At 35.8% G+C, this 14,443-nt stretch carries 13 protein-coding genes; 8 read left to right on the top strand and 5 right to left on the bottom strand.

Going from position 1 to position 14,443, the window contains the following annotated elements:
* Window positions 1-84: 84 nt before the first annotated feature.
* The 4 genes from BMX24_RS09970 to BMX24_RS09955 are packed head-to-tail and all read left to right on the top strand — an operon-like array spanning window position 85 to window position 3,191.
* Entirely contained in the window at window positions 85-1,209 is a 1,125-nt protein-coding gene (locus BMX24_RS09970; RefSeq protein ID WP_089792090.1) for a DegT/DnrJ/EryC1/StrS family aminotransferase, read from the top strand.
* Between the two features lie 4 nt (window positions 1,210-1,213).
* Window positions 1,214-1,657: a hypothetical protein gene (locus BMX24_RS09965; RefSeq protein ID WP_089792088.1), complete on the top strand. Its 444-nt coding sequence runs from the start codon at window positions 1,214-1,216 to the stop codon at window positions 1,655-1,657.
* Between the two features lie 20 nt (window positions 1,658-1,677).
* Window positions 1,678-2,700, top strand: a complete 1,023-nt coding sequence (galE, locus tag BMX24_RS09960; protein ID WP_089792086.1) for a UDP-glucose 4-epimerase GalE — start codon at window positions 1,678-1,680, stop codon at window positions 2,698-2,700.
* A gap of 38 nt (window positions 2,701-2,738) precedes the next feature.
* The gene (locus tag BMX24_RS09955) at window positions 2,739-3,191 is read left to right on the top strand and encodes an adenylyltransferase/cytidyltransferase family protein (protein WP_089792868.1); all 453 of its coding nucleotides are present in this window, start codon (window positions 2,739-2,741) and stop codon (window positions 3,189-3,191) included.
* A gap of 48 nt (window positions 3,192-3,239) precedes the next feature.
* On the opposite strand, the gene BMX24_RS09950 is transcribed toward BMX24_RS09955, so the two are convergent.
* The 5 genes from BMX24_RS09950 to pnuC form a co-directional block, all read right to left on the bottom strand.
* Window positions 3,240-5,756, bottom strand: a complete 2,517-nt coding sequence (locus tag BMX24_RS09950) for a TonB-dependent receptor domain-containing protein (RefSeq protein ID WP_089792084.1) — start codon at window positions 5,754-5,756, stop codon at window positions 3,240-3,242.
* A gap of 168 nt (window positions 5,757-5,924) precedes the next feature.
* Window positions 5,925-6,950, bottom strand: a complete 1,026-nt coding sequence (mltG, locus tag BMX24_RS09945) for an endolytic transglycosylase MltG (protein WP_089792082.1) — start codon at window positions 6,948-6,950, stop codon at window positions 5,925-5,927.
* Between the two features lie 27 nt (window positions 6,951-6,977).
* Window positions 6,978-7,745, bottom strand: a complete 768-nt coding sequence (gene dapF / locus BMX24_RS09940) for a diaminopimelate epimerase (protein ID WP_089792079.1) — start codon at window positions 7,743-7,745, stop codon at window positions 6,978-6,980.
* Window positions 7,746-7,891: 146 nt separating this feature from the next.
* On the bottom strand, window positions 7,892-8,569 hold the full coding sequence (locus tag BMX24_RS09935; RefSeq protein WP_228404778.1) for a hypothetical protein: 678 nt from the start codon (window positions 8,567-8,569) through the stop codon (window positions 7,892-7,894).
* Between the two features lie 7 nt (window positions 8,570-8,576).
* Entirely contained in the window at window positions 8,577-9,245 is a 669-nt protein-coding gene (pnuC, locus tag BMX24_RS09930; RefSeq protein WP_089792077.1) for a nicotinamide riboside transporter PnuC, read from the bottom strand.
* Between the two features lie 164 nt (window positions 9,246-9,409).
* Between pnuC and BMX24_RS09925 the strand changes: the two genes are divergently transcribed.
* The 4 genes from BMX24_RS09925 to hemN all read left to right on the top strand — a co-directional run bounded on the left by BMX24_RS09925 (window position 9,410) and on the right by hemN (window position 14,441).
* On the top strand, window positions 9,410-10,939 hold the full coding sequence (locus tag BMX24_RS09925; protein WP_089792075.1) for an APC family permease: 1,530 nt from the start codon (window positions 9,410-9,412) through the stop codon (window positions 10,937-10,939).
* A gap of 52 nt (window positions 10,940-10,991) precedes the next feature.
* Window positions 10,992-12,005: a WD40/YVTN/BNR-like repeat-containing protein gene (locus tag BMX24_RS09920; RefSeq protein ID WP_089792073.1), complete on the top strand. Its 1,014-nt coding sequence runs from the start codon at window positions 10,992-10,994 to the stop codon at window positions 12,003-12,005.
* Window positions 12,006-12,176: 171 nt separating this feature from the next.
* Window positions 12,177-12,995 (top strand): sialate O-acetylesterase, encoded by an 819-nt coding sequence (locus tag BMX24_RS09915; RefSeq protein WP_089792071.1) that lies wholly within the window; start codon window positions 12,177-12,179, stop codon window positions 12,993-12,995.
* An 87-nt stretch (window positions 12,996-13,082) separates the two neighbouring features.
* On the top strand, window positions 13,083-14,441 hold the full coding sequence (hemN, locus tag BMX24_RS09910) for an oxygen-independent coproporphyrinogen III oxidase (protein WP_089792069.1): 1,359 nt from the start codon (window positions 13,083-13,085) through the stop codon (window positions 14,439-14,441).
* Window positions 14,442-14,443: the final 2 nt, after the last annotated feature.

The following is a 14,443-nucleotide window of genomic DNA, read 5'->3' as shown; positions in this document are numbered from 1 at the left end:
ATTTATTTTGTATAAAGATAAAACAAAATCAATAAAATTTTTGATAGGATTTTAAATTCCTTATTTTTACAGAAATATTTGTTTATGAAAAAAATTCAGATGGTTGACTTACAAAGTCAGTATTACAAAATAAAAAATGAAGTAGATAATGCAGTTTTAAATGTAATGGATTCGGCGGCTTTTATCAATGGCCCGGAAGTAAAGTCTTTCCAGAATGAATTGGAATCTTATTTGGAAGTAAAAAACGTCATTCCTTGTGCAAACGGCACGGATGCTCTTCAGATTGCCCTAATGGCGCTGGATCTGCAGGAAGGCGATGAAATTATCACGGCAGATTTTACATTTGCTGCGACAGTGGAAGTTATACATTTGCTGAAACTTAAATCTGTTTTGGTAGATGTAGATTATGATACATTTACGATTTCAACAGAAGCGATTAAAAAAGCGATCACTCCAAGAACAAAAGCAATTATTCCTGTTCATATTTTCGGACAATGTGCGGATATGGAGGAAATTTTAAAAATTGCTGAAGAACACAATTTATATGTAATCGAGGATAATGCACAGGCCATCGGTTCTGAATATACTTTTTCTGACGGTACAGTGAGACAGGCAGGAACGATGTCTACCGTGGGAACAACGTCTTTCTTTCCATCGAAAAACTTAGGATGTTATGGTGATGGTGGAGCGATTTTCACAAATAATGATGAATTAGCACATCGTTTAAGAGGAATTGTAAACCATGGAATGTACGAAAGATATTATCACGATGAGGTTGGGGTTAATTCAAGATTGGATAGTATTCAGGCGGCGGTTTTGAGAAAAAAACTTCCTCATTTGGATACGTACAACGAAGCAAGAAGAAAGGCAGCCGATTATTATGACGAAGCTTTTGCCGGTCACGAAAATATTTTAACTCCAAAAAGAGCGGAAAATTCCACGCACGTATTTCACCAATATACATTAAGAATCCTAAACGGAAAACGTAATGATTTGCAAAAATTCTTAACTGAAAAAGATATTCCGGCAATGATTTATTATCCTGTAGCATTGAGAAAGCAAAAAGCGTATTATCAGGAAAGTAACGATGCAGATTTTGTAAACACAGACAAGCTTCTGGATCAGGTGATTTCTTTACCGATGCACACAGAATTGGATGATGAGCAGTTGAAGTATATTACGGATGCTGTGTTGGAATTTATGAAATAAAAATATGCTTCACGACGAAAGGATTTTAAAAAATAAGTTTGCTTATTTTTTTACAATAGTTTTTCTTCTTGGCTGGATTATTTACTACAGTGTATTTGCAATCAATATTTTACTTAGAGGTTACAGATTGGCTGAAAAATATGTAAAATTCAGATCTTTTGCATATTTTTTTAATTTTATTGTATTTATATTATTAATAGTGACATTTATACATATTTTTAAAGAATCAAAAAAAATGTTTACATATTTAAATGTTACAAGTTTTTTGATAGTAATTTTAGGCTTTTTAAGTTTTTATATGAATTATGGGGGACTTTGGAAAACTTATATTAATTCTTTTTTAATTACACTTTTCATTTTTTTAATAGTTCCGACATTACTTATAAATTATTTTAGACATACTCCTGCAAAAAATGAAATGGAAGATATAGGAAAACACAATGATTAAAAATAACAATTACTAAAAAAATGGCAATACTCGTAACAGGAGGTCTTGGATATATCGGTTCGCACACGGTGGTAGAACTGTTGAATGATAATTTTGAAGTCGTTATTGTAGATGACTTATCCAATTCTGAAAGGTTTATTTTAAAAAATATTGAAGAAATTACGGGTAAAAAGCCTGTTTTTTATCCTTTCGATTTAAAAAGAAAAGAGCTTCTGACTCAGGTTTTTGATGCTCATCAAATCGAAGGATGCATCAACTTTGCAGCTTCAAAAGCGGTCGGCGAAAGTCAACTGAAACCGGTGGATTATTATGAAAATAATTTGTTTTCGGTAATCAATATTTTACAGGAATTTAAAGAAAGAGGAATTTCAAACTTTATTTTTAGTTCATCTTGTACGGTTTACGGTCAGGCAGATACGATGCCGATTGATGAAAATACCCCGCTCAAAATGCCCGAAAGTGTTTATGGAAAAACAAAACAGATGGGCGAAGAAATTCTGATGGATTTTGCAAAAGCGTATCACCGAAAAATTTCGTTATTAAGATATTTTAATCCGATCGGGGCACATCCTTCAGCAAAAATTGGTGAATTGCCTATTGGGGTTCCAAATAATTTAGTACCTTACGTTATGCAAACTGCTGCAGGAATTCGTGAAAAGCTAAGTATTTGGGGGAATGATTATCCTACGGAAGACGGAACGGCAGTGCGCGATTATATCTATGTTGTAGATCTTGCAAAGGCTCACGTTGCGGCTTTAAAAAGATTAATGAATGATCAGTCTGAAGAAACAAAGATTGATATTTACAATCTTGGAACAGGAAAAGGATCTTCTGTTTTGGAAGTGGTAAAAGCTTTTGAAACAGCAAATAATGTAGAAGTTCCTTACCAGATTTGTGACAGGAGAGAAGGGGATATTACCATCGCTTATGCCAATGTAAACAAAGCGGAAAGAGAACTCGGCTGGAAGTCTGAAACTTCTTTGGAAGAGGCTTTAAGAACTGTTTGGCAATGGCAAAAATATTTGGAATCGAGAACTCCATAAAAGAAATTAAAATTAGAATAAAAAAAGAATTTATTTATATGAAAACACAGAAAATAGGCATCACGTTTTCATCGTTTGATTTGCTTCATGCCGGCCATATTAAAATGCTGGAAGAGGCAAAAACGGTTTGTGATTACCTTATCGTGGGTCTGCAGATTGATCCCTCTCATGATCGTCCCAACAAGAATAAACCTACTCAGACTATTGTAGAGAGATATATTCAGTTGAAGGCGGTAAATGCAGTTGACGAAATTATTCCATACTATACGGAAGAAGATCTTGAAGATATCCTAAAATCTTTCGTAATTGATGTAAGAATTATCGGAGACGATTATATGGACAGAGATTTCACAGGAAAAAAATACTGCGAAGACAAAGGTATTGAGATCTATTACAACAAAAGAGATCACAGGTTTTCCTCGAGTGATTTAAGAAAAAGAATTTACGAAGCGGAAAAAACCAAAGTTTCGAAACCTGAAACAGTAAAATAAAAAAATCCCGAAATTATTTTCGGGATTTTTTGTTTGTATAGGGCAGGATTACATTGGTCCGCCTTGCTGATCGTCTCCGGTTGCATTGGAGTTGATGTCTTTTTTCTTCTTAGGCGGCTCAATTTTTTCACCTTGCTTAAATCTGTAAGTAAATGATAGCGCAAATTGTCTTGGCTGCCACTGCATGTAAGAATCTCTGATATAGTTAGGACCATACGCTGTAGACTGCATCGCTCTGGTATTAAAAATATCCTGAATGTTGAAGCTGATAGTTCCGTTTCCTTTCATAACGGTTTTAGAAGCTCCAAAACTTATGGCATACATGTCTTTTCTGTCTAAACTTTGAGTTTTTTGTCCTCCTCTGTAAAATCCTTGAATCTGGAAGTTAAAAGTCTTATCAACTTTGAATGTAGACGTTAATCTTGCTCTTGAAGAGAATCCGCTACCATCAAAGTATAATGGCTCAGACATTTTACTTGCATCAAAATAAGTTCCACTTGTTTTATATCCGAATAAATCGACATTTCCCATAAATCTTAACCATTTTGTAGCATCCCAGTTGAAATTAAAATCCAGACCGTATCTGTCATCCGTACCTAAATTAACGGGTAACGTATGGAATGTATTTAATTGTATATCAGCATCAAATTGGTTATAAACCACCATTTTTACATCATCTGTCGTATGTCTGTAATATAGAGTGGGATTAATGGTAAAATTCTTTTTAGAAATACTGTAACCAAACTCGTATGAATCTACATACGACGGATTTAGATCAATATTTCCGTCAAAAATATTCTGATTATCGCTATAGCTAGGATTCGGAATCATAAAGAATGAACGGGGACGGTCAATTCTTTTCGTATAGTTCAATAACAACTGATTATCCTTTGCAAATTCGTAGCTTAAATAAATCGTTGGAAATAAGTTATTATAGTTTTTATTAGAATTTAATGCAGGCTTATTCGGCTCTAAATTTTTATAATAAATATCTACATTAGAAAGCTCATCCCTCAAACCTAACTGATACCCAAAATTGCCTATTTTGCTCTTAAACTGTAAATAGAAAGCATTGAATGTTTCCTTATAAGTCGCATCATAAGTATATTTATTAAGATATGATAGAGGAGTGGCCAGATCTTCAGTTTCTAATACATCGTTATTATAATCGTTGGTATTAATATCCAATCTGTATCCCGCTTCGATTTTTGAATTTTCTCCGATAGGAAGCTCATAATCAGCTTTTCCAATGACAGATTTATTAATAGTTTTCTGGTTTACCAGATCTCTAAGTTTAAAATCATAGTTTTCAGTATCAAAAATATCAGTGTCGTTATTTGAACGGTTTCTTTGTAAACTTAATGAAAGTGCAATATTTTGACCTTTGTCATCAAATTTATGATCCAATCCGAAGTCGCCCTGAAAAGCAAGGTTATTCCCTCTTCCGGTGTTAGTTCTTTGTCTGAAAGCTGTACTATTATCCGTCAAATAATCATAGTAGGTAACGTTACCATCACTTTCATTATCAAAAGTTCTTACGGTTCCTGAAGCGTTGACAGAAGTTTTGTCAGTAATATCGAATGTTAAACCTCCGGAAGCATTATAGTTATTATTTTGGCTGTTCGTAATGGATTCATTATCTGTTTGTTTAATGGGACCGCTAGTATACCATGCATTATTTCTGCTTGTATTTTTAGACTCTCTGTAGCCGCCACCGCCATTTAAAAACCAAGTGAATTTACCTTTTCTCCAGCTTAAATTAGTATTTAAATTCGTTTGCGGAAGATATCCCAAAGTCCCCGTTACACTTCCGTTGAAACCGGTTTTCTTGTTTTTCTTTAAAATAATATTCAAAATCCCCGCAGTTCCGCTCGCCTCAAATTTTGAAGAAGGGTTGGTGATCACCTCAATTTTTTCAATCTGATCGGCAGGGATACTTTGCAGAGCATTGGCTCCGTCGTCGATGCCAAGAAGGGCAGAAGGTTTTCCGTTAATTAAAAATTTTACATTCGAACTTCCTCTCATAGAAACTGTACCGTCTGTATCCACAGAAACCGAAGGTACATTAGAAAGAACATCCTGAAGATTTCCTCCTTTACTTACGATATCCTGAGACGGGTCATAGGTTCTTTTATCTAATTCAACCTTATAAGGCTTGGTAGATTGTGCAGTGATCGTTACTCCTTGAATTTCAGTGGTTTTTGTATTCGTTGCACTTACTTCCGGGTCAATGGAAAATGCTCCGATGTTGCCTGCTGCTGTGATCTGCTTATTAAGAACACTTTTTTTGTAATCGATTGCTTCAATGCTGATATCGTAGTTTCCGGGAGCCAGATTAACGCTGTATTGTCCTTTCTCATCGGTAAGAGCAGCATCGCTGAACAGTTTATTTGCTTTATTACTGAACGTAACAGAAGCATAAGGAACGGGCTGATTGTTCTTGTTGACAACCGACCCCGAAATACCTACCTTCTCCTGTGCAAAGGCAAAAGCTGCCGCCGAAAGTACAAAAGTAAGCCCTAAGGTTTTTTTTGTAAAAATGTTAATGATTTCCGTCTGATTCATAAGGTATTGTTTGTGTAAAATCGTGAAAGATTTTTCTTAATATTGTGAAATCGTTAATACAATTAACTTCAAAATATTAAGATTGATTTATTATTTATAACTATATATGTCGCTTTAAGAAGCTAAATGTTAATTATTAAATTGTTAAAATAAAGTTAAATTTATTTTTTATTTTATATTTTTAGAATTAAGCCATTCTTGATATGCTTTTGCATTGATGGCGTGTTGTTCAGCACTTGCTGTAAATTTGTGATATCCGAATCTCGCAGGATCTGCACACATGAAGATGTAGTCGTTCTTTTCAGCATTTAAAACGGCATCTACAGAATTTTTATCCACGATACAGATCGGTCCCGGAGGAATTCCTGCATTGGCGTAGGTATTGTAAGGGGATGGTGTAGACAAATGCTTATAAAAAACCCTTTTGATAGATTCTTTGAAGTTGGTCTGTTTATTAATGGCATAGATCACGGTAGGATCAGACTGCAGTTTCATTCCTTTTCTGTAGCGGTTCAGATATAATCCTGCAATGGTTTTCATTTCGTCTTTCTTGCCTCCGGATTCTTTGTAAACAATAGATGCCAAAGCATAGATTTGGTCTCTCGTTAAGCCCGATTGCTGTTCTTTTGCCTTTCTTTCACTGTTCCAAAATTCATTGTACTGGTCATCAAATTTTTTGAAAAATTCTTTCGGAGTTACCGTCCAGAAGAAGTTGTAGGTATCAATGAAGAAATATTTTTTAAGATCTTCCGCATTACGGTAGCCTTTTTCGACAGCGATGGCATTAAAGTCATTCACAAATTGTAAAGAATCCTGTTCTGTTTTCTTGGTTACTTTACCCACCATCTGATAAATGTCCCCAAAATCACCTATTCTAAAGCTATTTTCGGTTTGGTTTCCGGCCTTGATCATATTCACCAAATTGGCATTGCCCATTCCTTTCTGGAAGTGATAGCGCCCCGCTTTGAAATATTTATCCAATCCTTTTTCTTTGGCTACAGATTCGAAAGATTCTTTATTGTCGACATATTTTGCCGCAGAATCCAGGATTTGTTTGAAGCCTGCATTGTGAGGGATCAGAACATATCCGTCTTTTTCGATGTTGTTTCCGTAGTATTTTTTATAAAATCTAAAACCAAAAAATCCGCCTACTACCAATACAAGCAGGATGATAATGAGAATAGCTTTTTTCATTTATTATTTGATTAAAAGTTTTTGTTTTTAAATAAGGTCAATTTTTCCTCTAAAAACCTGTTTTGCAGGACCTTCCAACCAGATGTTCTGGAAAGAATTTCCGTTTTTTTCAGCATGTACTTTAAGGTTTCCTCCCAAAGTCTTAACTTTTACAGAGATTAGATTGTTTTTTTGTAAAAAAGTTAAAGCCGAAGCTGTAACTCCTGTTCCGCAGCTGTACGTTTCGTCCTCAACGCCTCGTTCATAGGTTCTTACGAAAATTTCATCATCCGTAATTTTTTCCACAAAATTCACATTGATTCCTTTTTCTTTATAATTTTCCGAATTTCTGATGCCGTGTCCTTCTGCAAAAACATTATAATTTACCAGATCTTCAACATATTTTACATAATGTGGCGAACCGGTATTCATCACAGTATCTGTTCCGTCGTTGGAAATGGCTTCTACGTCGATCATTTTTAATTTTACAACACCATTATGAATTTCCGCTTCATGTTCTCCGTCGATGGCGATAAACTTGCATTTATCTTCAAAAATATCAAGGAAAAAAGCAAAAGCGACAAGGCATCTTCCGCCATTCCCACACATCGTACTTTCTCCGCCGTCTGAGTTGTAATACACCATTTTAAAATCATAATTCGGCTCATTTTCCAGCAAAATAAGACCATCCGCTCCGATTCCGAAACGTCTGTCACACAATTTTTCGATGATGTCTTTTTCTTTAGGAAACTGCAGATCGCGGTTGTCGATCATTACAAAATCATTTCCCGTGCCTTGATATTTATAAAATTCCATATTTGATCTAAATGTTTTGTTTATCTTTTGTTTCTTTTGTGGTTAAAAAAAACTTAAATTTTGTCTAAAATTGAACATGCAAAATTACTATAATTAAAACAAAAAACGAACAGTGTTAGCTGTTCGTTTTCTTATTTATAATCGTTTTATCTAAATCCGCCTCCTGTGCTTCTTGTTGGCTGAGGAGATGTCTGTTGTGGCTGTGGAGAGCTGCTCTCGGAGCTGTTTCTGAAGCCGCCGCTGTTCGAATTGCTGTTATTGTTGGAAGAATTATTTCTAAAACCTCCGCTATTCGAATTGGTATTGCTTGAAGAATTATTTCTGAATCCGCTGTTTGAATTGCTGTTGGTATTCGATGAGCTGTTTCTAAATCCTCCGCTGTTATTGTTTCCACCCTGGTTTCCCTGATTTCTGAAACCGTTGTTTGGTCTCTGATTCCCCTTGTTGTCTTGGTTATATTGATTGTTAGGTCTGAAACCTCCGGAACCTCCATCATTTACTCCACCTCTGAAACCATTGTTCGGTCTTTGGGAAGTAGTAGCTCCGGATCTTCTTTCAATATATACTTTTCTTCTTGAGTTGTTGTAATTGTAGTAATAATAAGGCATACCATTATCATAATAATAATTAATATCATTTCTGTAATAATATCCGTCATTTCCCCAATATCCTCCACCTCCGTAGTATCCTTGAGGAGCATAATAATATCCGTTATCATAGTACGGATCTCCGTATCCGCTTGCATATGGATCAGAATACACTGTACAAGCTGTTAAACTAGCTATAGTAATAATGCTAAATGCTATTTTAAATAAATTTTTCATGACTTTTTTATAAACTTTTTTTCTTTAAACTTTTTTTCCAACTGACGTATCCTAAGATCGCCATTATAGTAAATACCAAATATTGCACCGAAGTGATTCCAAGTCCCTTATAAATCATCATCGGCATACAGATAAAATCTCCGATAATCCAGAAAATCCAGTTCTCAATGCGCCTTTTGGCCATAAACCACATCCCGACTAAAAATATTGAAGTGGTGATTACATCCAACCAATTTCCCCAATCCAGATGATACAATCCTAAGTTTGTCCCTTCCATCGAAAACTGATTATCAATATAAGGTTTGTAATAATAGATTACAGTTACTAAGATTAAACTTAATGCAAAAAGTAAAATCCCGTACATCCATTCTTTCTTTGAAGCCCATGTTACATCTACATGGATATGATCTTCAGAACTCTTCGCCCACAAGACCCATCCATATACGCTCATCACCGTATAATAACCGTTTATCATACAATCTCCCAGCAATCCGAAATTAAAAAGAATGTATACATAGATTAAGGTAGAAACAATTCCGGTAGGATAGAGCCAGATATTTTTTTTAATGGAAAAATAAACACTCAGAATTCCGAAGACCGCAGCAAACGATTCTAAGAAAATTTGGAACGTTGTATAGCTTTCGTAGGGCTTTACGAAAAGATCGTATAAATTCATATGCTCAAAAATAAACAAAAATTCACACACAGGAAAATACTTTAAATAATGGGAAATCAGGATTTTAAGTTTTAAAATTTAAAATAAATGGTTAAAGTTTGTCAATAAACGTTAAGGTTTCTAAAATTTTTATATTTTCGTAAATCTTTAATAAATAATAAAATATGTCTAAAATTTGGGTTAAAAAGCCAATGAGCGCTTATGAAGCCGATATCAAAAAGAGTCAGCTGAAACGCGTTTTAGGAAAATGGAGCCTTACTGCTATTGGGATCGGAGCAATTATCGGCGGAGGAATCTTTGTACTTACAGGAACGGGAGCTTATTATAATGCAGGACCTGCATTGGCACTTTCTTTTGTAATTGCGGGGATCGCCTGTGTATTTGCTGCTTTGTGCTATGCAGAATTTGCTTCCATTCTTCCGGTTGAAGGGTCTGCTTATGCGTATGCATACGGAACGGTAGGTGAGATTTTCGCATGGATCATCGGATGGGGATTGATTTTGGAATATGCAATGGGATCAATGACGGTCGCCGTTTCCTGGTCCGGATATTTCAGTAAGCTCCTCAAAATGTTTGGGCTGCATCTGCCGGAATATCTTACAACAGATCCGCAAACGTATATTGCTGCAGGAAACTCAGGTTTTTCAATGAATTTACCCGCATTTTTTATTGTTTTGTTTGTTATTTCGATTCTATTGAGAGGTACAAAAGGAGCTGCAAAAGCCAATAACTTTATTGTAATGCTGAAAGTTTCAGCCATTATTTTCGTAATCATTGCCGGTGCTTTCTTCATTAATCCTGAAAACTGGACGCCTTTCATTCCTGAACCGACTGTCATTACAGAAAACGGAGTGTCACACACTGCCTACGGTTTTGGGGGAGTTGTCGCCGGAGCATCCGCAATTTTCTTTGCTTATGTCGGGTTCGATGCGGTTTCCACGCAGGCCGGGGAAGCTATTAATCCTAAAAAAGATGTACCTTTTGCGATCATCGCTTCATTGGTGATCTGTACACTTTTATATATTTTGGTATCTCTTGTTTTAACGGGGATGATGCATTATACAGACTTCAATCCGCTTGGTAAATATCCGGATGCGATCAAAGCTCCGGTAGCGTATGCATTTGATATTGCAGGTCAGGCTTGGGCTGGATACATTATTACGATTGCAGCGACAGTTGGTTTAATTTCAGTATTAATGGTAATGATCATGGGACAGTCGAGAATTTTCTTAGGAATGTCTAAAGACGGATTGATTCCTAAAACATTCTCAAAAGTAAATCCTGAAACGGGAGTTCCTAGAAAAAACCTTATCATTTTAGGAATTGTAATTTCTGTTATCGCTTCTTTAACACCTATTAATGAGCTTGCTCACATGACAAGTTTTGGAACTTTATTCGCATTCACAATGGTGTGTGTAGCGGTTTGGGTGTTGAGAGTAAAAGAACCGAACTTACAGAGAAACTTCAAGGTACCTGCGTTACCGGTAATTGCTTGTGCAGGTATTGCTATTAATATTTATTTGATTATTAATCTAAGTAAAGAAGCTCAGATGTATTCTTTGGCTTGGCTGGCGATCGGGTTTGTGATTTACTTCCTATACAGTAAAAAACACTCGAAAATCCAGAACGGAGGATACGGTGAAACTTTCAAAGCGGAACAGGAACCTTTGGAAAAACCAGATCTAGATTTGTAAAAAATATAAACTTAAATCCACAGAATTCTGTGGATTTTTTATTTTTGTTCTTATGAAAAAGATTTTACCATTTTTATTTTCATTCTTAGGAATATTTTCATTTTCTCAACAGATAGAAAGCTTTGAAACTATTTTAAATGACAAAATAAGCATCCGTGCTCTGGAAATCTACGACAACAAGGTCTGGTACAGCGGAACGGATTCTAAATTCGGTTTTGTAGACCTAAAAAATCCTAAAAATCAAAAACAGATCAGATTATCTGAAAAGAAGTTGCAGTTTCGGACATTGGCGCAGGATAAAAGTTCGTTTTATGCCATTAATATTGAAAGTCCGGCTGAGTTTTTTAAGATTGATAAAAAAAGCTTAACATCAAAAATTGTATTCACAGATACGGTGAAAACAGCTTTTTATGATGCACTTCATTTTGTAAATGACCAGGTTGCCTATACTTTCAGCGATTCAGATAAAAATAATCAGTTGAAATTAGCTGTTTTTAGAAATGGAAAATGGAGTATGTTTAAAAATAATATTTCATTGAATGAAGGAGAGGCCGCATTTGCCGCAAGCAATACCAATATTGCTTCCTCCAAAAATTATTTGTGGATTGCGACCGGAGGGAAAGCTTCCAGAATTTTAAGAATGAATTTAAAAGATGAAAAATTCGAAATTTTTACGACGCCTTTCGTTCAGGGAGAATCTTCCCAGGGAATGTATTCTATCGATTTTTCAGATGATAAATTCGGGATTGCTGTCGGCGGGGATTACACAAAACAGGATGCAAACATCAATAATATCGCTACCACAAACGACGGTGGAAAAACTTGGCAGATTCAGGCATCAGGAAAAAATGCCGGGTATACGACTTGTGTAAAAATTAAACCGAATTCTAAAGGACAAGAAATTATTTCCGTTGGCGATCAGCATATCAGTTATTCCTCTGATTTTGGAAAAACATGGAAGAAAATTTCTGATGAAAAAGGATTTTTTGTCTGTGAATGGGTAGATAAAAATACAGTTGTTTTTGCCGGAAATGGTAAAGTTTCTTTGATGAAATTAAAATTCTAAATCTTCTTCATAGAACATATCTTTCTAAATAATATCCATTAAAACTTTCTTCAAGCTAAATTTGAACAAATTTTCCAATGAAAAACTTAAAAATATTCTTCTTTTTATTAATTCCAACTTTATTTTATACTCAAAAAATCCGGGTGTTTATTTTGGCCGGACAATCGGAATATGAATGGTTTTGGCTTTAATAAAGATCTTCCGAATGATTTAAAATCGTTTAAAGATGTTTATATTTTTCAGGGAAATTCTGTTCCGGACGGAAATTTGAATGGCGGACTGGGAAAATGGGATGTTTTAAAGCCGGGAAACGGAACCGGTTTTAAGTCAAACGGAAAAACCAACACGCTGTCCGACAGGTTTGGACTTGAGTTATCTTTCGCTAAAAAAATGAAAGAACTTTTCCCCAACGATAAAATTGCCTTGATCAAATACGCAAGAGAAGGAACTTCAATTGACAGCTTGGCAAAGGGAGATTTCGGTTGCTGGGATGCAGATTTTCAAGGATTAAATGGTTTAAATCAATATGATAATTTTTTAAAAACCGTAAAAAATGCTTTATCGGAAACAGATATTGATAAAGACGGTAAAAAAGACCTTATCGTCCCGTCCGGAATTCTCTGGATGCAGGGCGAAGGCGATGCAAGTTATGACGAAGCCATTGCCAACCGGTATTATGATCATTTAAAAATATTGATGAATCAAATGAGGGCAGCTTTGTTGACGGATGATCTTCCCGTCGTGATCGGAAAAATTTCAGATTCAGGGAAAGACAAATCGGGCAGAGTCTGGAAAATGGGCGAGCTGGTGCAGTATGCTCAGGAGAAATTTGTGCTGAATGATAAAAGTGCAGCGATCGTCCGCTCAACTAAAAATTACGGTTACGGCGACGATCCGTGGCATTACAACAGTGCAGGTTATATCGATTTGGGACAGAAATTTGCGGAAGAAGTATTTAGACTCATTATAAATTTCGAAAATAAACCCTAATATATTTCATGGTTCAAAATCCATAAGATATATTTAATTTTGCATAATGAATTCATGTGGAGTTCATGTTAAAATTTTAAATCAAAAATGAATTCTTTAATAGATAAATATAACATTCCCGGCCCTCGTTACACTTCTTATCCTACCGTTCCGTATTGGGATGAAACTTCATTCTCACCGGAGCAATGGAAGCAAAGTGTGATCAGGACTTTTAAGGAGAGTAATGCAGAAGAGGGGATTTCTATCTATATTCACCTGCCTTTCTGCGAAGCTTTATGTACGTTTTGTGCGTGTCATAAGCGCATTACAAAACAGCACAGTGTTGAAATTCCGTACCTGGAAAGTGTGTTGAAAGAATGGCAGCTGTATCTTAAAATGTTTGACGAAAAACCGAAGCTGAAAGAACTTCACTTAGGAGGTGGAACTCCGACTTTCTTCTCTCCGGAGAATCTTAAAAAACTTTTGACAGGTATTTTTGAAACAGTTGAGATCGCTGAGCATCAGGAGTTTTCTTTCGAAGGTCACCCGAACAATACAACGAGGGGACATCTTCAGACGTTATTTGATCTTGGTTTCAGAAGGGTAAGTTTTGGGGTACAGGATTATGATCCGAAGGTTCAGAAGGCCATCAACAGAATTCAGCCTTTTGAAAAGGTAAAAGAAGTGACGGAATGGGCAAGAGAAATCGGGTACAGGGGAATCAGTCATGACCTTGTTTTCGGGCTTCCGCATCAGACCTGGGAAGCGATGGAGCACACCATTCGCAAGACTATGGAGTTGAAACCGGATCGTCTGGCTTTCTATTCTTACGCGCACGTTCCGTGGGTAAAAGGAGTCGGGCAAAGAGGCTTTGACGAAAATGACCTTCCGAGTGGTGAAGAAAAGCGCCATTTGTACGAAGACGGTAAAAAATTACTGGAAAATCTAGGCTATATTGAAGTAGGGATGGATCATTTTTCTTTGGAACACGATGATCTGTACCAGTCTTTAATTCATAAAAAATTACATAGAAATTTCATGGGCTATACTTCCAGCAAGACCCAACTGATGGTCGGTCTGGGAATGTCTGCCATTTCAGATTCGTGGTACGCTTTTGCACAAAATGTGAAAACAGTGGAAGAGTATCAAAAAATGGTGGAAGAGGGCGAAATTCCTGTAGTAAAAGGTCATATTCTGAACGAAGAAGATCTTATGGTAAGAAGACATATTTTGAATCTAATGTGTCAGTTGGAAACCACTTTTGACGTAAACAATTCTTTCCCTGAGCTGGAAAATGCTTTTGAAATGCTGCAGGAAATGGAAAGAGACGAGTTGGTGGAAATTAATGATAATCAGATAAAAATTACGGAAAAAGGAAGGGCTTTTACAAGAAATGTAGCCATGGTTTTCGACCTTAGAATGATGAGAAACAAACCGGAAACGAGAATTTTCTCAATGACGATCTAGGT

The sequence above is a fragment of the Chryseobacterium wanjuense genome (assembly GCF_900111495.1).
GTDB lineage: Bacteria > Bacteroidota > Bacteroidia > Flavobacteriales > Weeksellaceae > Chryseobacterium > Chryseobacterium wanjuense.
Note: the sequence above shows the minus strand (reverse complement) of the source record. Positions and strands in the feature narration are given on the sequence as shown.

What these genes read in the sequence shown, in the direction of transcription:
- BMX24_RS09970 (WP_089792090.1), top strand. Translation starts at nt 85, where the DNA reads ATGAAAAAAATTCAGATGGTTGACTTACAAAGTCAGTATTACAAAATA.
- BMX24_RS09965 (WP_089792088.1), top strand. Translation starts at nt 1,214, where the DNA reads ATGCTTCACGACGAAAGGATTTTAAAAAATAAGTTTGCTTATTTTTTT.
- galE (WP_089792086.1), top strand. Translation starts at nt 1,678, where the DNA reads ATGGCAATACTCGTAACAGGAGGTCTTGGATATATCGGTTCGCACACG.
- BMX24_RS09955 (WP_089792868.1), top strand. Translation starts at nt 2,739, where the DNA reads ATGAAAACACAGAAAATAGGCATCACGTTTTCATCGTTTGATTTGCTT.
- BMX24_RS09950 (WP_089792084.1), bottom strand. Translation starts at nt 5,756, where the DNA reads ATGAATCAGACGGAAATCATTAACATTTTTACAAAAAAAACCTTAGGG.
- mltG (WP_089792082.1), bottom strand. Translation starts at nt 6,950, where the DNA reads ATGAAAAAAGCTATTCTCATTATCATCCTGCTTGTATTGGTAGTAGGC.
- dapF (WP_089792079.1), bottom strand. Translation starts at nt 7,745, where the DNA reads ATGGAATTTTATAAATATCAAGGCACGGGAAATGATTTTGTAATGATC.
- BMX24_RS09935 (WP_228404778.1), bottom strand. Translation starts at nt 8,569, where the DNA reads ATGAAAAATTTATTTAAAATAGCATTTAGCATTATTACTATAGCTAGT.
- pnuC (WP_089792077.1), bottom strand. Translation starts at nt 9,245, where the DNA reads ATGAATTTATACGATCTTTTCGTAAAGCCCTACGAAAGCTATACAACG.
- BMX24_RS09925 (WP_089792075.1), top strand. Translation starts at nt 9,410, where the DNA reads ATGTCTAAAATTTGGGTTAAAAAGCCAATGAGCGCTTATGAAGCCGAT.
- BMX24_RS09920 (WP_089792073.1), top strand. Translation starts at nt 10,992, where the DNA reads ATGAAAAAGATTTTACCATTTTTATTTTCATTCTTAGGAATATTTTCA.
- BMX24_RS09915 (WP_089792071.1), top strand. Translation starts at nt 12,177, where the DNA reads ATGAATGGTTTTGGCTTTAATAAAGATCTTCCGAATGATTTAAAATCG.
- hemN (WP_089792069.1), top strand. Translation starts at nt 13,083, where the DNA reads ATGAATTCTTTAATAGATAAATATAACATTCCCGGCCCTCGTTACACT.